Raw genomic sequence first — 21,396 nt, forward strand, 5'->3', positions numbered from 1 at the left:
GTTAATTTACTCCATTTCCGATGATAGAATAGATTTCTTGGAGAGTTGTCTCACTCATTTCAACGAGCTCTATTCCTGCATTAAAAAGGTTAACAAAATTACTTTGATTTTCTAATGTATTTTTTGTCAGTATTTCGCTAATATTGCTTTGATCTATATATTCATAAACAGCGGTTCTTCCCATAAAACCAGAAAAACATAGCTCACACCCCTTTGAGGACCATTCATTAATTACACAGTTATTGTGTAATTTAGTTTTCTTAGGTGTTTTTTCTTTGCAGTGAGGGCAAAGTTTTCTTACTAATCTTTGTGCAATAACCATTTTCAAACATGATTTAAGTTGACTATTTTCTACTCCTAATTGGTTCATTCTCTCTATTGCACTGAATGTACAATTGGTATGCAATGTCGACAAAACTAGATGGCCAGTTTGCGCTGCTCGAGTCGCGATCTTAGCTGTTTCTTCATCACGAATCTCACCGATCATAATGACATCAGGGTCTTGTCGCAGTAGCGCCCTTAAAATAGAAGAAAAATTAAGTTTATATTTTTCATTGACTTGAGTTTGGTTGATTCCTTGTAATGGAATTTCAATTGGGTCTTCAATGGTTGTTATATTTCTTGAGGATTGATTTAAATATTCTAAGTAGCTATAAAGAGTTACTGTTTTACCGCTTCCTGTCGGCCCTGTGACTAAAATTAATCCTTGTGGACGATTTAAATACTCTTTTAATAACTCTAGAAGGGAAGAGCACATCCCTATGTGCTCTAAAGAATATTTTAATTGTGTATTTAAAATACGTAAGACCAATTTTTCACCATGAATTGTCGGAATACTAGAAAGACGGATGCTATAGTTTTGTCCATCAAAGTACCAACTCATTTGGCCATCTTGTGGAAATCTTTTCTCCGCGATATTCATTTTTGCCAATATTTTTATACGAGCAATAATTTCACTATTAATTTCGTAAGGTGGAGAAGGAATAAAATATAACTTTCCATCGACACGTAATCGAATTTTTAACCCTTGCTTAGTCGGCTCAAGGTGTATATCTGATGAGCGTTTATGAACTGCTGTTTTTAATAGCTCCTCAACAAAACTAATCGCAGGAGATGAAGTGCTTAATAGTTCGGGTTCTGGAGATTGATAACTACTTTCTTCCTCTTTTATTTCATGTATTGTATTATTAAAATAATGGTCTATTTTTTCTTTTGGCCAAATATCATAGCATACAGGGACACTAGCAATAAATTTTAATGTGGCTATCAAGTTGTCATCTGGTTTTTTAACAACAGCTATAGATAACCGTTTTTGATTATAATCGATGATTATAATGTAATTTCTATCACATATACTCTTAAGTTCTTTATAAATAAACTGCTCGTTTTTAGTCATGTTCATATAAATACTTCCAGTTAAAACACAAAGGTTTTATTACATAATGACTTCAATTTGGCATTATCTTTGTTTTCGCAAACAACTGTCCAATTAAAGGGGTTGCCTATGCTAGGAAGGGTTGGTGTTAATGTGACTTTTAAGCCTGATAATGATTTGTCAGTAGAAAATGTAATAACCCCAGATTTAACTTCTATTTTACTAATGTATTTTCCAGTTATATTGGTAGGGATATCATCATTGCCTCCATTACATTGTGATAAACTCCCTCGATTAAAGCTACATATTTCAACACTGTTTTTATATGGGATAACAGTCTGGAGTACATCAGTAATTGCTGCTTTTTGCATATAGCTTTGATAGCCAGGGATAGCAATAGCACTTAGAATTGATATAATTGCAATTACTACCATAATTTCAATGAGTGAAAATCCTTGTTGATTCATAAATAAAACCTCCGTTGTTAAGTGAGGTTTCATCATAATTGTATTTTTAAGTTAAAATTAGAGTTTAAAAAAGGTAGTGCGAAACGATTTGTGATTTTTTATTGAAATGTACGTGGGGTTTCATTTTTCTTCGAGCAGCTTCGCAAAAAAAATAATAAAGAAAAATAGAGGCTGGAGTTCAGTTATAAATTAAGAGAAGATAAGTTTATATATTTTTTATTAGCGGGTAAATTGAATAAAGATATTATCCGCTAATAATTATAAAGTTAATAATTGTTTAATTTATTCTTATAATATCCCCAATCAAAAAATGGGCCAGGATCCGTTTTACGACCAGGAGCTATATTACTATGACCAGTAATATTATTTTTAATTAGTGGGTATTCAAGTATAAGTAAATTAGTTAAATAAGTAAGGGATTGATATTGTTCTTCTGTAAATGGTTCAAAATCAGTGCCTTCTAGCTCAATACCAATAGAAAAGTCGTTACATTTTTCTTGGCCTTGGTAGGAAGACTGCCCAGCGTGCCAAGCCCGTAAATGAAAGGGGACATATTGAATGATTGCACCATCACGGCGTATTAGGCAATGAGCTGAAACTCGAAGATGTCTGATTTCATTAAAAAATGGGTGTTCATCAGGGTTTAAAGTCCCTGTAAATAATTGGTTTATATAAGGGCCACCAAATTGTCCTGGAGGAAGGCTGATATTATGAATAACTAGAAGAGAAGGTATGGTATTAGAGGGGCGCTCATCATGATGTGGAGAAGGGATATGAGTCACATTATTTAGCCAACCATTGTGTATTTTCATATCGTTATCCATAGTATTCTCTTTTCTTTTTTGTTAACACTCGTTATCTGCGAACGAAAAGATTAGCATAGATGAAACAAAGCGAGTGCATATTTTGGAGTTAAAATGACTATACGGCGATATGATGAACAACAAAGACGTAAAATGCTTCTTGAGCGGTTACAGGTTGACATTCCTTTTATGGTCAGTGTTGCTTTGAAAGAAGATTTAGGTCAATCTGTTGATTATAAAAAAGATATTACTGGTCAGCTGTTAAATGTAGGTACACAAGCGAGTGCTCGAATTATTACTCGTGAACATGGCGTTTTCTGTGGGAAACAATGGTTAGATGAAGTTTTTCTTCAACTTGGTGGGCAAGTCAACATTGATTGGAAAGTTCAAGATGGTGAAACCGTTACCCCTAACCAAGTTCTCTGTGAGATGCATGGCCCATCACAAATTTTATTAACAGGTGAACGCACCTCTTTGAATTTCATTCAAACGCTTTCTTCTGTTTCAAGTATAACTGCCGAATATGTAAAACAAATCACAGGTACAAGAGCGAAGTTACTTGATACCCGTAAAACTATCCCTGGTTTAAGAACCGCTTTAAAATATGCGGTATTGATGGGGGGAGGGTTTAATCATCGTCTAGGTTTATCTGATGCTTACTTAATAAAAGAAAACCATATTATATCTGCAGGTTCAGTCGAGCGAGCTGTTGAATTAGCGCGTAGCGCCCATCCGGATGTCCCAATTGAAATTGAAGTAGAAAGCTTAGATGAGCTATTACGAGCTTTAAAAGCGAATGCTGATATCATTATGTTGGATAATTTTACTCCAGTTATGATGAAAGAAGCGGTAGTGTTAACGGCAGGAAAAGCGGCACTTGAAGTTTCTGGCGATGTCACATTAGAAACGATAAAAGAGTTCGCAGAAACAGGGGTTGATTTTATTTCTGTTGGGGCGCTAACCAAACATATTAAAGCCATGGATTTGTCTATGCGTTTTATTGATAAGAATAGGTAAGTGATCTGGTTAATACACTCAGGGTGCCTTAACTGGGCTCATTAATCTTAGTGTTATTGATGAGACCTATACATTAGTCACCTATTTACGTTAATGCGTTAAATAGGTGACTAACATCTGACTCACTCGTTACCAAATTGTATTTTGGCATTGATTTAACTATTTAATGGGTTACAACGAAATATTTTGTAGCTCCTAGCTAATCGAATCTCGAAACCTTATCGCATTTTCCGTGCCACCTATAAATTGAAATATTACAGTGCTATTTTATTTTCGACATCAATTTTATTCTAAAATAATAGATAGGCTTGAGTGTAATTTAATCAATAAAATTTGAGTTAAATTTAAAACCACTTGCAATTTTAACATTTCATTAACGTTGTTGTGTTCCAAACGAGTAAAGACTGCAATTAATGAGTTAATTTGATTTTAAACGCACTTATTTTAAATTTAAATTCATTATATTGGTTGCTTTAACGGTTCAGTTTTTGCATTTTAGCATAAAAAATCGTTTTTAATGTTAAAATATGTCATGTCAAATTGCATATTAAGTTATCAATTCATGCTAAATTTTAAAAAAAATTGTTAAGATTTGCAGGATTTTATGATTTAGCGCAAGGTCTTTATGGACAGATAGTGAATACTTTGTTACTTTATTAACCCATAAATAAATTGGTATTACCAATTAACACTGGGTAATACGTAATCAATAATTACTCACTCATGAATATGGCAGATTATGACTTACGGTAAAATTCGCCAACCAAAGTTATCAGATGTAATAGAGCAGCGTCTCGAACATCTTATTTTCGAAGGGACATTACGCCCTGGCGAAAAGCTGCCTCCTGAGCGCGAACTTGCAAAACAGTTTGACGTATCTCGACCATCAGTGCGTGAAGCAATTCAAACATTAGAGGCGAAAGGCCTTTTATCTCGCCGCCAAGGTGGTGGAACATTCGTGCAAAAGAAAATGTGGCAAAGCTTTAGTGACCCTTTAGCTCAGCTACTTGAAGGCAATCCAGAATCTCAATTCGATCTTCTTGAAACTCGTCATGCCCTTGAAGGTATTGCTGCGTATTACGCGGCACTCCGTGGTACAGATGAAGATCTCGAACGGATTCGCCAAAGCTATGAATTAATTAAGACAGCGCAAGAAAATGGCGGATTAGAAGCAGAGTCAGATGCAGTATTACAATATCAATTAATTGTCACTGAAGCTGCTCATAACGTCGTTTTGCTACATCTATTGCGTTGTATGATCCCGATGTTAGAACAAAATATTCGGCAGAACTTTGAGTTCTTATATACCCGTAAAGAAATGTATAAAGCAGTTAGTGAACATCGAGCACAAATTTTTGCCGCTATAATGGCAAGAGAACCAGAAAAAGCACGTGAAGCTTCTCATCGCCATTTAGCCTTTATTGAAGATTTACTGTTGGATATTAGCCGAGAGCAAACTCGCAGAGAACGTTCTTTACGTCGGTTACAGCAACATCCTGATTTGAATTGATAATATAGATCCTGACTGCTGCGTCTATATTATTGTGAATACTCTAATTGAGAGTTAAAGCGGCAACTACATCAGGGCCTATCTTCCCGCTGTTTTATAGCGACTGGGAAAATAGCAGGAAGATAGGCTCCACATAAACATATAAAATAGATAACAGATAAGGAATACACCATGTCAGATATGTTAAAAAATGACGTGGATCCGATTGAAACTCGCGACTGGCTACAGGCGATTGAATCGGTCATCCGTGAAGAAGGTGTTGATCGTGCTCAGTTTATTATCGAACAGGTATTAAGCGAAGCGCGTAAAGGCGGTGTTAATATTGCCGCTGGTGCATCTGGTCATTCTGATTACATCAACACAATTGCTGTTGAAGATGAGCCGGCATACCCTGGTAACATGGATTTAGAGCGCCGTATTCGCTCTGCAATTCGTTGGAACGCAGTGATGACTGTTTTACGCGCTTCCAAAAAAGACTTAGAACTGGGTGGCCATATGGCTTCTTTCCAGTCATCAGCAACTTTATATGAAGTGTGCTTTAACCACTTCTTCCGTGCACATAATAACAATGACGGCGGGGATTTAGTCTTCTTCCAAGGCCACATCTCTCCAGGTATTTACGCACGTGCGTTCTTGGAAGGCCGCTTAACTGAAGAGCAAATGAACAACTTCCGTCAAGAAATTGGTGGAAATGGTCTGTCTTCTTATCCACACCCTAAATTAATGCCTGATTTCTGGCAGTTCCCTACGGTATCAATGGGTCTGGGTCCAATTAATGCTATTTATCAAGCGAAATTCCTGAAATACCTTGATAACCGCGGACTGAAAGATACATCAGCTCAGCGCGTATATGCATTCCTTGGTGATGGTGAGATGGATGAGCCAGAGTCTAAAGGTGCAATTACTATCGCAACTCGCGATAAATTAGATAACTTAGTATTTGTTATCAACTGTAACCTGCAACGTTTAGATGGACCAGTTACAGGTAATGGTAAAATTGTTAATGAACTAGAAGGTATCTTTAATGGTGCTGGCTGGCAAGTTATCAAAGTTATGTGGGGCGACCGTTGGGATGAATTACTGCGTAAAGATACAAGCGGTAAACTTGTTCAATTAATGAACGAAACCTTAGACGGCGACTACCAAACCTTTAAATCACGTGACGGTGCATACGTTCGTGAACACTTCTTTAATCGTTACCCAGAAACTGCAGCATTAGTTAAAGATATGACTGATGATGAAATTTGGGCACTGAACCGTGGTGGTCACGATCCGAAGAAAGTGTACGCAGCGTTCAAAAAAGCACAAGAAACTAAAGGCAAACCAACTGTTATTTTAGCTCAAACCATTAAAGGTTATGGCATGGGTGAAACTGCAGAAGGTAAAAACATTGCTCACCAAGTGAAGAAAATGAACATGGATGGCGTTCGTCATTTCCGTGATCAATTCAATGTACCCGTTGCTGATGAGCAAATTGAAAAACTACCATACATTACGTTTGAAAAAGATTCCGAAGAGTACAAATATCTGCATGAGCGCCGTCAAGCGTTAGGTGGTTATTTGCCAGCTCGTCGTTCAACCTTTGATGAAAAATTGGATATCCCTGCACTGGCAGATTTCAGCCAATTATTGGAAGAACAATCTAAAGAAATTTCAACAACTATCGCGTTCGTTCGTGCGTTGAACGTTATGTTGAAAAACAAATCGATCAAAGAGCGTTTAGTACCAATCATCGCTGATGAAGCGCGTACATTTGGTATGGAAGGTTTATTCCGCCAAATCGGTATCTATAGCCCTAAAGGTCAGCAATATACTCCGCAAGACCGTGAGCAAGTTGCTTACTATAAAGAAGACTCGAAAGGTCAAATTCTGCAAGAAGGTATCAATGAGCTGGGAGCGGGTTCTTCTTGGCTAGCGGCTGCGACATCATACAGCACTAACAACTTGCCGATGATCCCGTTCTATATCTACTACTCAATGTTTGGTTTCCAACGTATTGGTGACTTGATGTGGGCAGCGGGTGACCAACAAGCACGCGGTTTCTTAATTGGTGGTACTTCAGGCCGTACAACACTGAATGGTGAAGGTCTACAGCATGAAGATGGCCATAGCCATATTCAATCACTGACTATCCCTAACTGTATTTCTTATGACCCAGCTTTCGCTTACGAAGTTGCGGTGATCATGCAAGACGGCTTAGAGCGTATGTACGGTGAGAAACAAGAAAACGTTTACTACTACATCACGACGCTGAACGAAAACTACCACATGCCAGCAATGCCAGAAGGCGTAGAAGAAGGTATCCGTAAAGGTATCTATAAACTGGCTTCGGTTGAAGGTAGCAAAGGTAAAGTTCAGCTGTTAGGTTCAGGTTCGATGATGCGCCACGTGCGTGAAGCCGCTGACATCTTGTCTGCTGAATATGGAATTGGTTCTGATGTCTATAGCGTGACTTCATTCACTGAATTGGCACGTGATGGCCAAGATTGTGAGCGTTGGAACATGCTGCACCCATCTGAAGCACCACGTGTTCCATACATTGCTCAAGTTATGAATGATGCACCAGCAGTTGCATCAACTGACTATATGAAACTGTTTGCAGAACAAGTTCGTACTTATGTTCCTGCAAGTGATTACCGTGTTCTGGGTACAGATGGTTTCGGTCGTTCAGACAGTCGTGAAAACCTGCGTCACCACTTTGAAGTGGATACATCCTATGTGATCGTTGCAGCGTTAGGTGAATTAGCTAAACGTGGTGAGATTGATGTAAAAGTCGTTGAAGAAGCGATTAAAAAATACAACATCAACCCAGATAAAGTTAACCCACGTTTGGCATAAGAGGTAAAAATCAATGTCTATTGAAATCCAAGTGCCTGATATCGGTGCTGATGAAGTTGAAGTCACCGAAGTGATGGTTAAAGTTGGCGACAAAGTAGAAGCTGAGCAATCGCTTATTACCGTTGAAGGTGATAAGGCTTCTATGGAAGTCCCATCTCCACAAGCGGGTGTGGTAAAAGAAATTAAAATTGCTGTTGGCGATAAAGTGACAACAGGCAAATTAATCATGGTATTCGAAGCGGAGGCGGGTGCAGCAGCGCCTGCTCCTGCAGAAGCCCCTACGGCTCCAGCGGCAGCGCCAAGCGCAGCTGCATCTAAAGATGTTGCTGTTCCAGATATCGGTGGCGATGAAGTTGAAGTTACTGAAATCATGGTTAAAGTCGGTGACAAAGTAGAAGCTGAGCAATCTTTAATTACTGTTGAAGGTGACAAAGCTTCAATGGAAGTTCCTGCACCATTTGCTGGAACGGTTAAAGAAATCAAAATTGCAACCGGTGATAAAGTTAAAACCGGCTCATTGATTATGGTCTTTGAAGTTGCAGGCGCAGCACCTGCGGCGGCACCAGCTGCACAAGCTGCTGCACCAGCGGCTCCAGCAGCATCAGCAATTAAAGATGTTAACGTTCCAGATATCGGTGGTGATGAAGTTGAAGTCACTGAAGTCATGGTAAAAGTGGGTGATACCGTTTCTGCTGAGCAATCAATCATTACCGTTGAAGGTGACAAAGCGTCAATGGAAGTTCCTGCGCCATTTGCTGGAACAGTTAAAGAAATCAAGATTGCGACTGGCGATAAAGTGAAAACTGGCTCGCTGATCATGACTTTTGAAGTGGCAGGTGCAGCGCCTGCAGCGGCTCCAGCAGCTCAACCGTCTGCTCCGGCTCCAGCGGCAGCTCCTGCACAAGCAGCGCCAGCGAAAGCAACTGACAGCAAAACTGAATTTGTTGAAAACGACGCATATATCCATGCAACACCGGTTATTCGCCGCTTAGCGCGTGAATTTGGTGTTAACTTAGCGAAAGTTAAAGGTACAGGTCGTAAGGGCCGTATCCTGCGTGAAGACGTTCAAGCTTACGTGAAGGATGCCGTAAAACGTGCGGAAGCTCCTGCAGCTGCGGGTGGTGGTTTACCAGGTATGCTGCCATGGCCGAAAGTGGATTACAGTAAATTCGGTGAAGTTGAAGAAGTTGAACTGGGTCGTATCCAAAAAATCTCTGGTGCTAACCTGAGCCGTAACTGGGTAATGATCCCGCACGTTACGCTGATGGAAGAAGTGGATACCACTGAAGTTGAAGAATTCCGTAAGCAACAAAACAAAGAAGCTGAGAAGAAAAAACTGGATGTGAAAATCACACCATTAGTTTTTGTCATGAAAGCTGTTGCTCGTGCTCTGGAAGAAATGCCACGCTTTAATAGCTCCATTTCTGAAGATGCACAGCGTCTGTTCCTGAAAAAATATATTAACATCGGTATTGCCGTAGATACTCCAAATGGCTTAGTTGTTCCTGTCTTCAAAGACGTTAACAAAAAAGGCATTTTAGAGCTATCTCGCGAACTGATGGAAGTTTCTAAGAAAGCGCGTGCAGGTAAACTGACTGCGTCTGATATGCAAGGTGGTTGCTTCACGATTTCAAGCCTTGGTGGTATCGGAACTACCGGTTTTGCACCTATCGTGAATGCACCAGAAGTTGCAATTATGGGACTGTCACGTTCTTCAATGAAACCTGTTTGGAATGGTAGCGAATTTGTTCCTCGCCTAATCCTGCCAATGTCACTGTCCTTTGACCATCGTGTAATCGATGGTGCTGATGGAGCTCGCTTCATCACCCTAGTAGGGCAATTAATGAGCGATATTCGCCGTTTAGTGATGTAAATAATAAGACCGGCGAATAGGCCGGTCTGTTTTATTTAGGCTGAGGCAGAATTTTTTGCTGCTGCTACGAAAGGTTGGGAGTTACATCACGAAATGAGCCTTTTCAGGGTGTTAACAATTCTGTAAACTGCTCTCGGTGTGTACTTTTCCAGTGGAAGATCGTTTATTCAGCAGTACCGCTGGACAAAACAAAAAGAGGTCATGATGAGTACTGAAATTAAAGCCCAAGTCGTTGTGCTTGGTGCAGGCCCTGCAGGCTATTCTGCGGCTTTCCGTTGCGCTGACTTAGGTTTAGAAACTGTTTTAGTAGAACGTTATTCAACCCTTGGTGGTGTTTGTTTAAACGTTGGTTGTATTCCTTCTAAAGCTTTACTCCATGTTGCAAAAGTGATCGAAGAAGCAAAAGCTTTAGCAGAACACGGTATCGTTTTTGGTGAGCCAAAAACTGACATTTCCAAAGTTCGCTTATGGAAAGAAAAAGTGATTAATCAGCTGACGGGTGGTCTGGCTGGTATGGCTAAAGGCCGTAAAGTTAACGTAGTTAACGGCTTCGGTAAATTTACAGGTGCCAACACGCTGGTTGTTGAAGGTGAAAACGGCAGCACAACTATCAATTTCGATAACGCAATCATTGCTGCGGGTTCCCGTCCAATTCAATTACCATTCATTCCACATGAAGACCCACGTATTTGGGACTCAACCGATGCATTAGAACTGAAAGAAGTTCCTGAGCGTCTGCTGGTTATGGGTGGGGGTATCATCGGTTTAGAAATGGGAACTGTGTATCATGCACTGGGTTCTCAAATCGATGTGGTTGAAATGTTTGACCAAGTCATCCCAGCGGCTGACAAAGATGTGGTTAAAGTATTCACTAAACAAATCAGTAAAAAATTCAATCTTCTGTTAGAAACTAAAGTAACAGCCGTTGAAGCGAAAGAAGACGGTATCTACGTTTCTATGGAAGGCAAAAAAGCTTCCGCAGAGCCGCAACGTTACGATGCTGTATTAGTGGCAATCGGCCGTGTTCCTAATGGTAAAAACTTGGATGCAGGCAAAGCTGGCGTTGAAGTTGATGACCGTGGCTTTATCCATGTCGATAAGCAAATGCGCACTAACGTTCCTCATATCTTCGCTATCGGTGATATCGTTGGCCAGCCAATGTTGGCTCACAAAGGTGTTCACGAGGGGCACGTTGCCGCAGAAGTTATCTCTGGTCTGAAACATTACTTTGACCCGAAAGTGATCCCATCAATCGCTTATACTGAGCCAGAAGTTGCATGGGTTGGTTTAACTGAGAAAGAAGCGAAAGAACAAAATATCAGCTACGAAGTTGCGACTTTCCCATGGGCAGCATCAGGCCGTGCAATTGCATCTGATTGCGCCGAAGGTATGACTAAGCTGATTTTCGACAAACAATCTAACCGTGTTATCGGTGGGGCTGTTGTCGGTGTGAACGGTGGTGAATTACTGGGCGAAATCGGCCTAGCAATTGAAATGGGTTGTGATGCTGAAGATTTAGCATTAACTATCCATGCTCACCCAACACTGTATGAATCAATCGGTATGGCTGCTGAAATTTACGAAGGTAGCATTACTGATTTACCAAACGCAAAAGCGAAAAAGAAAAAATAATTTTCTTTAATCGCATAGATAAATAGTATCTCTAGTATGCTGTTTATCACTAAAGCGAATTGAAGCCAATGTGGAAACTCATTGGCTTTTTTTGTTTTTGTGAATATAAACAATTAGTCACATGTTTCTGTTCTATTATTGATTAAAATAGATATTAATCATTTTATAAGTAATACGTTTTTAATTTTAAATGGCCGAATCTTTATTAATGATAACGGTTAGTTGACTATAAAAATATTAAATTCTAATTTCTTTATTCTGTTTTTTATAACTAATAAGGAAGTTAGTTTATGGATGGTGTGACAGACCTAGGTACAATAACGGTATGGGGAAGTAACTCTAGACCGCATTTCAATGATTGTTTTAATAATTATGATAATGCTCATGAAGATATTGATTTAACTGGGAGGTATGAAAAATTAAAAAGTATTTTACATGAAAATCTTTATGATAATATAAAACTAGCTGATATCCATGATGATGTTAATAATCACAAAATCGATACTTTTCAAGATTATTCTACTACAATTAAAAATGATTTAAAATCTAAACAAATATCAATTGAAAATAATTTAATTACCTTAAGAAAGGATATTGCGGAGATTGAAAAATCGCCTGGCTGGAAATTTATCATTGATCCACAAAAATATCCTTGTACATACAAATGGCATTTTCAATCTTCAGACTCCTCAGATTTAAAAATTTCAGCAATCTTTAAATTTCGCACAATTGAAGATAGGGACAGGCTCCTCGCAGAGGATTTTGACGATAATATACCCGGTATACCGAGATTTCCTTTTGATAATATAGATCTATATATAGATGCGGTTAATAAGCGAGCTGACCGTGATGCTAGAAATCAATTGCTCGAAATTAAGAGGCAACATAAAAGTATCACGGATAAAATTCAGTTTAATATAAATGAATTAAATAAGCTGAAAATAGCTCAAAGTAGTGTATTTGCCGTTCCCACACCGAATGTTCCTACATTACCTCATGGTGTTGGTTCAAACTCACAAGTAACACAAACAGCAGATAGCAGTATTGCAAAAGGTATCGAAAAGGCATTAGGTAATATTCGTGATGGCCTAGCGGAAACGTTTGATTGCTCTTTTGGTATGAGCTGCTCAAATGATTTAGATAAAGCAGCAAAAAATCCAAATGTTGGGAAACCTCATACTGGTGGCGACCAAATACCTGAGCAAGGGCGGACGGATACTGGCGGAGATCAAATACCTGAACATATAGATAATACGCATATAACCCCACTGCCTAATCAGATTACAGTAGAAGATATTGCCTATTTATCTGAAAACAAAAATAATATTAAAAATAAATGGCATCAGGGTAGTTTTAACTCTCCTGACGAATCATTACAGAAGCATTATGAAAAACATGGAAAAGAAGTTGGAGCGGGTAGTGTTGAGCAGTACAGAAACAAAGCTGAAGAATTTATCAAAAACTTAAAAGGTGCTAGAACAGTGAAAGTAAGAGGTGCGACTAATAATGTGACTCGTTATTATAAAAACGGGAAATATTTAGATAGAACATCCGAAGGAAAAATAATATCTTTTGGAAAACAATAATATAGAGGGATATGTTATGTGGCATGATTTAAATATTACAAAAGTGAGCTGTATAGAGAAAACAGTTGCTGAATTCACAGTTACTATGATCCCTATTTTGCCTTATGCCAAAATGAAGATAAAAATTTATGAAGATCAGTCGGGTTTTTTTACAGGTATGACGGATTTAGCAATAAAAAGAAAATTTGATGGTTGCCCCGAGTGCGCCATTGGACGTGGAAGTACCATTGAAAAAGCGTTAGAAGATACTATCCTCTATTTTAAAGAAATGTTGAGTCAAGATGGTTTTACTGAATTAACCGAAGATGATATTAGCTATACAGAGTGGTCTGATTTTTAAAAGTTTAAAGATCCCAGTTCGGTACTGGGATCTCTGCTAACAATTTTACTCATCCTCAGCTAACTGGATGATTAGCTGTCCGGTTTGGCTCGTGAGGGGTAGTGGCTACCTTAGGCAATATTCGGTATGGCTGCTGAGATTTACGAAGGTAGCATTACTGATTTACCAAACGCAAAAGCGAATTGAAGCCAATGTGGAAACACGTTGGCTTTTTTTGTTTTTGTGAATATAAACAATTAGTCACATGTTTCTGTTCTATTATTTATTAAAATCGATATTAATCATTTTATAAGTAATACGCTTTTAATTTTAAATGGCCGAATGTTTATTAATGATAACGGTTAGTTGACTATAAAAATATTAAATTCTAATTTCTTTATTCTATTTTTTATAACTAATAAGGAAGTTAGTTTATGGATGGTGTGACAGACCTAGGTACAATAACTGTATGGGGAACTCGATTACCTGTTGATAATAATACCGCTTTATATTTCGGTGATGGATATTATGAAGGATATAACAGTTATCTTGAAAGTTATAGACATGATATTTCACCTGAATGGTATCATTCCCTAAATGATTTTATGGATTACATGTCATATTGTGAATACATGGTTACTCCCATAGATATTGAGCCTTTATTAGACAAAAATGGAAAGGTTGATTTATCATCAAAAGAAAATATTGAAACAAAAAAGGGAATAATTAAAGAGCATATCGAGAAACAAAAATTATTTTTGGAAGAAGTTGAAGGATTTAATGAATGGAAATTTTTAAATAATCCAGAGAAATATCCTTTTGAACAAGAAATAATAATATCAGGCAGATTAATCAGAAAAGAGTATAAAACCTCAGCTGAGCTAGATAGCTTTTTAGTTGGATATAATGAGAATACCTATCTAGACAGTTTGAATGACAATTATAAATATGGAGATGGAGATGAAGAGATACTTGATAAGTCGGCAAGAGAAAGTATTGTTTCTGTTAAATATCTACATAGCAGATTAATTAATGCCATTGATGTTAATACAGAGAATTTGAATAAACTCAACTTTACTCAAAGTAGCATGTTTGCTATTCCCTCTCCGAATGTTCCTACATTACCTCATGGTGTTGGTTTAAATACGCAAGTCACACAAACGGCAAATAGCAACATTGCAAAAGGTATCGAAAATGCCTTAGGTAATATTCGTGATGGCCTAGCGGAAACGTTTGATTGCTCTTTTGGCATGAGTTGCTCAAATGATATAGATAAAGCAGCAAATAATTCAAATGTTGAGAAATTTCATACTGGTGGCGACCAAATACCTGAGCAAGGCCGGACGGATACAAGCGGAAACCAAATACCCGAACAAGGAAAAATTGATACGGGTGGAAACCAGCTTCCAGAACCGATCGAAAAACTGCCTGGAACATCTATTCCTGATACTCTATCTTTAGATAACCTCGCCTATTTAAACAAGATTACACAAGGTGAACATGCGGGAATCAGAAATAAAGAGGGGCGTCCAGTCAGTTCAGTCATTAATGATGTTCAAAAATCGAGGCCTTCAGATATCTTAATACAAGATGATGGTCGTTGGGTTGTAAAAGGTAATGACGGAAGAATACATCTAATTGAGCCTGATGGAGAAGTGGTCTCGTCATTTAAAAATAGTGATAAAAATACGGCTCAACGTACTAGAGATGGGCGATGGAATAGACCTAGTAATGAAAAACTAGATGAATTTAAAGAAAAATTTTCTGATTATGTGAGGTGGTAGGATGGATACATTAAAAATTAATTACATACCAGAAGCGGATGTAACTTTATTTGATATTCGTTTATCTGAATCGGAAATTGTAATTTATACAGATTGCTTAAATTACGTTTTAACTCATTTATCTGATGAGCAAATATATGAAAAAACGGAATGTTCAAATAAACAAGAGTTATCACATTACTTGACAGATCTAAAAAATTTAATGAAATCAATGGAACATAGAAGATACCTTCCTAATAGGTACAAAAATCTATAAAAAATAATGGCATAGTGGCTATTTAAAGAGCCACTATGCCAACAAATTTTAGTCTCTTACCTCAATCATTTTACTCGCTCTCAGCCAACCGGATGATCAACTGTCCGGCTTGGCGAGTGAGAGTATGTGGTTACTCACCTTAAACCCAAACTCACTCAATCACTTGCCGCTTAACGTGAGTTGTGGGCTGGGGTTTGGTTTACCTCGGTTGGGGGGAACCCATTGTATACTTTCTGGTTTTGACCACTGCTTCTTTAGCCGTCAGTGTTTTTACACTACAATCGTGCTTATTCTCAGCTGTGAGAGCATGGGACAAACATGTAACTAGGCCCGATGGCGTTTTTGAACCCTTAAATGATAATCCAGCACAAAAAAATGCTGCTGCCGAGAATTTCATCCGAGAAATCTTTAAAGATCCTAAAGTAGTTCGAAACGATTTAGGTGGTGGTGCATTTGAATATCGTTTGCCTAGTGAAAAAGGCGTTAGATATAATGCGGATGGCTCATTTAATACTGTGTTAGACCCAAAGAAGGCAATAAAATGAAAGATAATAAATTAGAACTATTTTTTTCAAGTCCAATGGAATATGAGAATCTAACGTTAGAGGTTCAATTAAATTGGGAGCGGGTTGCAGAAATTAATCAAGATAAAGGTGTAGATAATTTAGAAATTGAACTATTTGGTTCAGATTTATCCCACGGTTTTACAGCTAAAATGCCTTTAGATGATCTAATTTCAATATTGATTGAAGCCAGAGATACATTAAAGAAACAATGAATTTTTACTGAATGAGTAAAAATCCTTGCTCTACACAGGGATCTGAATTAACGGTCTTACTCGCTGTCAGCTAATGGGATGATTAGCTGTCCGGTTTGGCTCGTGAGGGGGAGTGGCTACCTTAGGGAATATTCGGTATGGCTGCTGAGATTTACGAAGGTAGCATTACTGATTTACCAAACGCAAAAGCGAAAAAGAAAAAATAATTTTCTTTAATCGCATAGATAAATAGTATCTCTAGTATGCTGTTTATCACTAAAGCGAATTGAAGCCAATGTGGAAACTCATTGGCTTTTTTTGTTTTTGTGAATATAAACAATTAGTCACATGTTTCTGTTCTATTATTGATTAAAATAGATATTAATCATTTTATAAGTAATACGCTTTTAATTTTAAATGGTCGAATCTTTATTAATGATAACGGTTAGTTGACTATAAAAATATTAAATTCTAATTTCTTTATTCTGTTTTTTATAACTAATAAGGAAGTTAGTTTATGGATGGTGTGACAGACCTAGGTACAATAACGGTATGGGGAAGTAACCCTAGACCGCATTTCAATGATTGTTTTAATAATTATGATAATGCTCATGAAGATATTGATTTAACTGGGAGGTATGAAAAATTAAAAAGTATTTTACATGAAAATCTTTATGATAATATAAAACTAGCTGATATCCATGATGATGTTAATAATCACAAAATCGATGCTTTTCAAGATTATTCTACTACAATTAAAAATGATTTAAAATCTAAACAAATATCAATTGAAAATAATTTAATTACCTTAAGAAAGGATATTGCGGAGATTGAAAAATCGCCTGGCTGGAAATTTATCATTGATCCACAAAAATATCCTTGTACATACAAATGGCATTTTCAATCTTCAGACTCCTCAAATTTAAAAATTTCAGCAATCTTTAAATTTCGCACAATTGAAGATAGGGACAGGCTCCTCGCAGAGGATTTTGACGATAATATACCCGGTATACCGAGATTTCCTTTTGATAATATAGATCTATATATAGATGCGGTTAATAAGCGAGCTGACCGTGATGCTAGAAATCAATTGCTCGAAATTAAGAGACAACATAAAAGTATCACGGATAAAATTCAGTTTAATTTAAATGAATTAAATAAGCTGAAAATAGCCCAAAGTAGTGTATTTGCCGTTCCCACACCGAATGTTCCTACATTATCTCATGGCGTTGGTTTAAATACGCAAGCTACACAAACGGCAAACAGCAACATAGTCAAAGGTGTCGAAAATACCTTAGGTAATATTCGCGATGGCCTAGCTGAAACGTTTGATTGCTCTTTTGGCATGAGTTGCTCAAATGATATAGATAAAGCAGCAAAAAATCCAAATATGGGAATGGAGTTATCTAATTCAGAAAAAGCAAAATTAGGTGGTAGTACTTCTGGTACACCGGATGGTTGGGAGCCAGAGGATGAGGAACATGCTCGCCATAAGGAACAGCAACAAAAGAATTTTGAAGAATTAGCGAGGGTTTATGATAAAGACTCGCCTTCTCAGACTATAACTATTGACGGTCAAACAATTAAACAAGGTGTAGGAGGAAATCGTTATTCAACGAGGATTTATGATAGTCAAAACTTAACAGGCCAACAGATATATAATTATGCTGAACAATTAGCTGCTCAACCCCTAACTAAGGTAAAAGATGGTATTTATACTGCCAAACTAACTGATGGTACAATGATAACCCTTAGGAGCGTATCTAGTTCGGCAGAACAAACAGGTGCTCGCTGGACAGTCCAAATAAGAAATAATCCAACTTTACGCCAAGTAGAGAACGGTCTTGGAAGAAACGCAGAGATCAAGTTTAGGTAATAAATAAGATGATATCAAATATTGAATATAAAACTATTGCTGAATACGCTGAAACCCAAGCCCTTGATGGGTTATGGGCGTATCTCACGCCAGATATGCTTCCTTCGCTCCATGCTATGTATGATAATTTTCCTTTTCAGGAAAGGAAAAAAATATTTTTTTGGTTCTTAGACAAGTTACTACGTGATGGAAAGTTAAAATTAGCTAAGTATGGTAAATTTTTAAGTGGTTCAATAGATGAACAATTACAGTGCTTCTATACTGCATTTCCAGAAACAGAAGAGCAATTAATTGATCAGTTTTGGTTTTTTGATGAAGAATGCCCTGGCGGAGCCGTTTGGATACTTAAAGATGGGACAGTAGAATGGACGTAGAACCATCAAGGGCAGATTCTATCTATGGAATGTTTAATTCCAGAACGGCTCCAAGCGAGCATTGATGAGTTAATACAGAAAAGCATCACCGTAATTTCACAAAGTGAAACCTTTGGGCGGCTGGTTGATAGAGAAATTAAAGTCGTGGAAGGCTAGTTTTGAGGCTGCAATTAACAGGTTATCCTCTAATATGGAAAAAGTTGTGCATTTTGATGAAATTATTAGTGATGCAAAAGGGCTATGGCTATCAGGGTTGTTTGGTTCAATCGTTGGTTGGAATCCAAACAAATCTTTCTATGAACATAGGATTATATTTTTCTCTATGATAAAAGCGTTATTAGATGAGCAAGTAATTAAATTTTGTTCTCCAGATGACCCTTTAGGTAGAGTTGTTCCGTATTGGAATGCTAATAGTCAAGAAATTGTTAATTATCTTGAACAGCACTGGCCTGAAAATGCTAAAGCAAAAGATGATGACGACTTGAACTTCTATTTTTATGAAATGCCAGCGATTTTATGGAAAGATGAATCTGGAAAATATATGGGATCCTAAATTTTCTATCTGAGCTGGTTTAAGTTCGTTCCTCTCATATACAAAGAATTGCTTAATTATCCAGATAATCAACTGCCTGTAAGGCATCTTTAATTTATTTAAACTGAATAGCCACCGACTTGATAGACACCTTTAAGTTAGACGATATAGCTCTTCTTTCAGAAAAACCACAGGTACCTAAACCGGGAATTAGTGGTAAAGAAGGAGCTAAAGATGTACCTAGTTGGGCTAAAGGAGAAAAACTATTAGTGGGTGAAAATGGCAATAAATTTGCCGAAAGGTTACTAGATGCTAAATACGGAAAAGGTAATTCATTGGAATTTATTCAAGTTTTGAACTTGCTCAAAAGGCTCAAGACAAGGTATCTAATCAACCTGGATTCATAGATTACCCTGATGGGTTTAGTATTAGTGAAGAAGTTCTAGATAGAGATGGTTGGGTTGATGGTTTTGTAGTTTAAAGTAATTAAAGAGAGAGTCCAGTTCTGTGCAGGGATCTCCTTAGCCGCTTTACTCCCCCTCAGCTAGCCGTATAATCAACAGTCTGGAGGGGGAGTGGCTACCTTAGGCAATACGTGATGGCCTAGCGGAAACGTTTGATTGCTCTTTTGGTATGAGCTGCTCAAATGATTTAGATAAAGCAGCCACAAATCCAAATGTTGGAAAAGAGTTATCAAATTCAGATAAAGTAGAGGTAGGGGGCTCTAAGGCAGGAGGACCGGAGGGGTGGGAACCTGATGAGTTCTCTATAAAAAATAATGGTCTTCCTTCTAAAGAAGAACTAAAGCAAGCAGCATCAGAAATCAATCGCAATGGTTTAACAAATGCCGGCAGATCGCTCCAAAAGCATGGAGGTAGGGAAGGATCTGCATACTCATATTCCAACCAAAAAGCTTCAGTATTGAATCAGGAAGCTAGAGCATTAATCGATGAAATATTAGATAATCCAAATGTAATAATAAGACCTAGAACTATTTATGAAAATAGGAAAAGAATTGAAGTGATTGATGCTAAATCACCTGATGGTCGGGTATTAAGATTTAGTATAGACGGTAAGAAATTTATTGGTTTTAGAGAGCCATAATGTTTGTAAATGATTGATGGGGGGATTTTATGTTGGAATACAGTGTTGGAAGTTCTTTAAGCCGAGATGATTTATATGCTGAGCTTTCCTTTAATGATGTTCAGTGGGGGGAAATTTCACTGTCTGAAGATAAAAAAGAGGTAAAAATTATTATTTATCCTGACTCGGATTTTTTAGAATTTAATTACAGTGAATTTTTATTATTGATAGAGAAAGCTAAAGATCATCTTTTACGTTTAGAACCTTTAGTTTAATTTCCGCATAAGCAGGTTGGTTCCTCCATTTTTTTGCGTGGGGGAACCAAAGTGGCAGAGTCATTAATGTGAAAATCAAACGTGGTTGGAGTAATAGGTGACTAGACTTAATTATAGTATTAGTGATAAACAGACTAGCAAATTTATAAGCTTATTAACGTTAGGTGTATTAACTGCATTAGATAAAAATTTGATATCGATTGATGAGGCAGAAGGATTTGTTTTCAAACCTTATTTGGCTAAATTCCTCGAGCAAATAGATTCTGATGAAAAATTAATAGAGATAATTAACCTAGGTTGCGAGTTGGAGGATGTTGAATGTTTAATTCCAGAACAACTTCAAGCTAGTATTGAGGAGTTAATACAGAAAACCATCACAGTAATTTCACAAAATGAAGATTTTGATCGGTTAATTGATAAAGAAATTAATATTGTTGATGACTAATTAAATGTTTAGAAAAAAATTAAAATACTTGATGAAAATATAAATATAAATATAAATATAAATATAAATATAAATATAAATATAAATATAAATATAAATATAAATATAAATATAAATATAAATATAAATATAAATATAAATATAAATATAAATATAAATATAAATATAAATATAAATATAAATTAGGGGTGGTCAAGGTTTAACTATGAAAATAGAACTGAGTCTACTGGAAGAGGCTATAGTAGCCATTTTCAAAGAGATGAAAGTACAGGGAATGGATAATATAGACTTAGATGCAGATTTTTATTGGAATGTGCCTTCTGAATCTATTTATGATATTTACAATGAGCCTACTCAGTTAGATATTGGGCAGTTAGAAGCTGATTATGAGATGCTATGTAAAGCTAAAGAAAATGAATTACTTATAAAGTATAACTTAAAAAATATATCAGCCATTCTTCGTTATTTATCAGAAAAACACGCAATATGATCTGACTTGATGATACTAAAGGTGTAAGCAAACGCTGGTTTGGCTATTGCTTACACCTTATCTACATCTACTAACTTTCAATCATGCGTGTAAGCTAAAACAAA

At 37.0% G+C, this 21,396-nt stretch carries 23 protein-coding genes and 1 pseudogene; 21 read left to right on the plus strand and 3 right to left on the minus strand.

Annotated features, from left to right (window positions below):
* Position 1: 1 nt before the first annotated feature.
* The 3 genes from M1F17_RS06625 to ampD all read right to left on the minus strand — a co-directional run bounded on the left by M1F17_RS06625 (position 2) and on the right by ampD (position 2,654).
* Positions 2–1,402, minus strand: coding sequence for an ATPase, T2SS/T4P/T4SS family (locus tag M1F17_RS06625; RefSeq protein WP_136134546.1), 1,401 nt, complete (start codon positions 1,400–1,402; stop codon positions 2–4).
* Positions 1,403–1,416: 14 nt separating this feature from the next.
* Positions 1,417–1,842, minus strand: coding sequence for a prepilin peptidase-dependent pilin (gene ppdD / locus M1F17_RS06630; RefSeq protein ID WP_036958460.1), 426 nt, complete (start codon positions 1,840–1,842; stop codon positions 1,417–1,419).
* A gap of 266 nt (positions 1,843–2,108) precedes the next feature.
* The gene (ampD, locus tag M1F17_RS06635; protein WP_036958527.1) at positions 2,109–2,654 is read right to left on the minus strand and encodes a 1,6-anhydro-N-acetylmuramyl-L-alanine amidase AmpD; all 546 of its coding nucleotides are present in this window, start codon (positions 2,652–2,654) and stop codon (positions 2,109–2,111) included.
* Positions 2,655–2,759: 105 nt separating this feature from the next.
* Here ampD and nadC point away from each other — a divergent pair, with 105 nt between their 5' ends.
* The 21 genes and pseudogenes from nadC (at position 2,760) to M1F17_RS06735 (ending at position 21,292) form a co-directional block, all read left to right on the plus strand.
* Complete coding sequence (gene nadC, locus M1F17_RS06640) at positions 2,760–3,662, plus strand: carboxylating nicotinate-nucleotide diphosphorylase (RefSeq protein ID WP_094961373.1); 903 nt, start codon at positions 2,760–2,762, stop codon at positions 3,660–3,662.
* A gap of 739 nt (positions 3,663–4,401) precedes the next feature.
* The gene (pdhR, locus tag M1F17_RS06645; RefSeq protein WP_004261987.1) at positions 4,402–5,172 is read left to right on the plus strand and encodes a pyruvate dehydrogenase complex transcriptional repressor PdhR; all 771 of its coding nucleotides are present in this window, start codon (positions 4,402–4,404) and stop codon (positions 5,170–5,172) included.
* Positions 5,173–5,343: 171 nt separating this feature from the next.
* Positions 5,344–8,010 (plus strand): pyruvate dehydrogenase (acetyl-transferring), homodimeric type, encoded by a 2,667-nt coding sequence (gene aceE / locus M1F17_RS06650; protein WP_004261984.1) that lies wholly within the window; start codon positions 5,344–5,346, stop codon positions 8,008–8,010.
* Between the two features lie 13 nt (positions 8,011–8,023).
* Positions 8,024–9,883 carry a pyruvate dehydrogenase complex dihydrolipoyllysine-residue acetyltransferase gene (gene aceF / locus M1F17_RS06655; protein ID WP_004261981.1) on the plus strand — a complete coding sequence of 620 codons (1,860 nt, stop codon included), beginning with the start codon at positions 8,024–8,026 and terminating at the stop codon, positions 9,881–9,883.
* A 204-nt stretch (positions 9,884–10,087) separates the two neighbouring features.
* Positions 10,088–11,515, plus strand: coding sequence for a dihydrolipoyl dehydrogenase (gene lpdA / locus M1F17_RS06660; protein ID WP_094961375.1), 1,428 nt, complete (start codon positions 10,088–10,090; stop codon positions 11,513–11,515).
* Between the two features lie 290 nt (positions 11,516–11,805).
* A complete protein-coding gene (locus M1F17_RS06665; RefSeq protein WP_318837325.1) occupies positions 11,806–13,101 on the plus strand; it encodes a hypothetical protein in 1,296 nt (431 codons plus the stop codon).
* Between the two features lie 16 nt (positions 13,102–13,117).
* Positions 13,118–13,441, plus strand: a complete 324-nt coding sequence (locus tag M1F17_RS06670) for a hypothetical protein (RefSeq protein ID WP_144141005.1) — start codon at positions 13,118–13,120, stop codon at positions 13,439–13,441.
* A 413-nt stretch (positions 13,442–13,854) separates the two neighbouring features.
* Positions 13,855–15,204, plus strand: coding sequence for a hypothetical protein (locus M1F17_RS06675; protein ID WP_226617328.1), 1,350 nt, complete (start codon positions 13,855–13,857; stop codon positions 15,202–15,204).
* A gap of 1 nt (position 15,205) precedes the next feature.
* Complete coding sequence (locus M1F17_RS06680; protein ID WP_094962978.1) at positions 15,206–15,460, plus strand: hypothetical protein; 255 nt, start codon at positions 15,206–15,208, stop codon at positions 15,458–15,460.
* Positions 15,461–15,654: 194 nt separating this feature from the next.
* A complete protein-coding gene (locus tag M1F17_RS06685; protein ID WP_137018929.1) occupies positions 15,655–16,005 on the plus strand; it encodes a hypothetical protein in 351 nt (116 codons plus the stop codon).
* Complete coding sequence (locus tag M1F17_RS06690; RefSeq protein ID WP_004265618.1) at positions 16,002–16,238, plus strand: hypothetical protein; 237 nt, start codon at positions 16,002–16,004, stop codon at positions 16,236–16,238. The genes M1F17_RS06685 and M1F17_RS06690 overlap by 4 nt, the downstream gene beginning before the upstream one ends.
* A gap of 134 nt (positions 16,239–16,372) precedes the next feature.
* Positions 16,373–16,444, plus strand: a pseudogene (locus tag M1F17_RS22565) (dihydrolipoamide dehydrogenase); the annotation flags it as partial.
* A gap of 290 nt (positions 16,445–16,734) precedes the next feature.
* Positions 16,735–18,093, plus strand: coding sequence for a hypothetical protein (locus tag M1F17_RS06695; protein ID WP_242439633.1), 1,359 nt, complete (start codon positions 16,735–16,737; stop codon positions 18,091–18,093).
* Positions 18,094–18,101: 8 nt separating this feature from the next.
* Positions 18,102–18,467, plus strand: a complete 366-nt coding sequence (locus M1F17_RS06700; RefSeq protein WP_094962980.1) for a DUF596 domain-containing protein — start codon at positions 18,102–18,104, stop codon at positions 18,465–18,467.
* Positions 18,468–18,491: 24 nt separating this feature from the next.
* Positions 18,492–18,623, plus strand: a complete 132-nt coding sequence (locus M1F17_RS06705; protein ID WP_255254425.1) for a hypothetical protein — start codon at positions 18,492–18,494, stop codon at positions 18,621–18,623.
* A gap of 34 nt (positions 18,624–18,657) precedes the next feature.
* The gene (locus tag M1F17_RS06710) at positions 18,658–19,020 is read left to right on the plus strand and encodes a hypothetical protein (RefSeq protein WP_094962981.1); all 363 of its coding nucleotides are present in this window, start codon (positions 18,658–18,660) and stop codon (positions 19,018–19,020) included.
* 119 nt (positions 19,021–19,139) lie between these two features.
* Positions 19,140–19,406 (plus strand): hypothetical protein, encoded by a 267-nt coding sequence (locus tag M1F17_RS06715; RefSeq protein WP_094962982.1) that lies wholly within the window; start codon positions 19,140–19,142, stop codon positions 19,404–19,406.
* Positions 19,407–19,632: 226 nt separating this feature from the next.
* A complete protein-coding gene (locus tag M1F17_RS06720) occupies positions 19,633–20,103 on the plus strand; it encodes a hypothetical protein (RefSeq protein WP_094962983.1) in 471 nt (156 codons plus the stop codon).
* Between the two features lie 29 nt (positions 20,104–20,132).
* Positions 20,133–20,357: a hypothetical protein gene (locus tag M1F17_RS06725; protein WP_004261965.1), complete on the plus strand. Its 225-nt coding sequence runs from the start codon at positions 20,133–20,135 to the stop codon at positions 20,355–20,357.
* A 97-nt stretch (positions 20,358–20,454) separates the two neighbouring features.
* Positions 20,455–20,802, plus strand: a complete 348-nt coding sequence (locus tag M1F17_RS06730; protein WP_094962984.1) for a DUF3969 family protein — start codon at positions 20,455–20,457, stop codon at positions 20,800–20,802.
* Positions 20,803–21,007: 205 nt separating this feature from the next.
* Positions 21,008–21,292, plus strand: coding sequence for a hypothetical protein (locus tag M1F17_RS06735; protein WP_094962985.1), 285 nt, complete (start codon positions 21,008–21,010; stop codon positions 21,290–21,292).
* The last annotated feature ends 104 nt before the right edge of the window (positions 21,293–21,396 follow it).

This window comes from Providencia sp. PROV073, assembly GCF_033688125.1.
Taxonomy (GTDB): Bacteria; Pseudomonadota; Gammaproteobacteria; order Enterobacterales; family Enterobacteriaceae; genus Providencia; species Providencia hangzhouensis.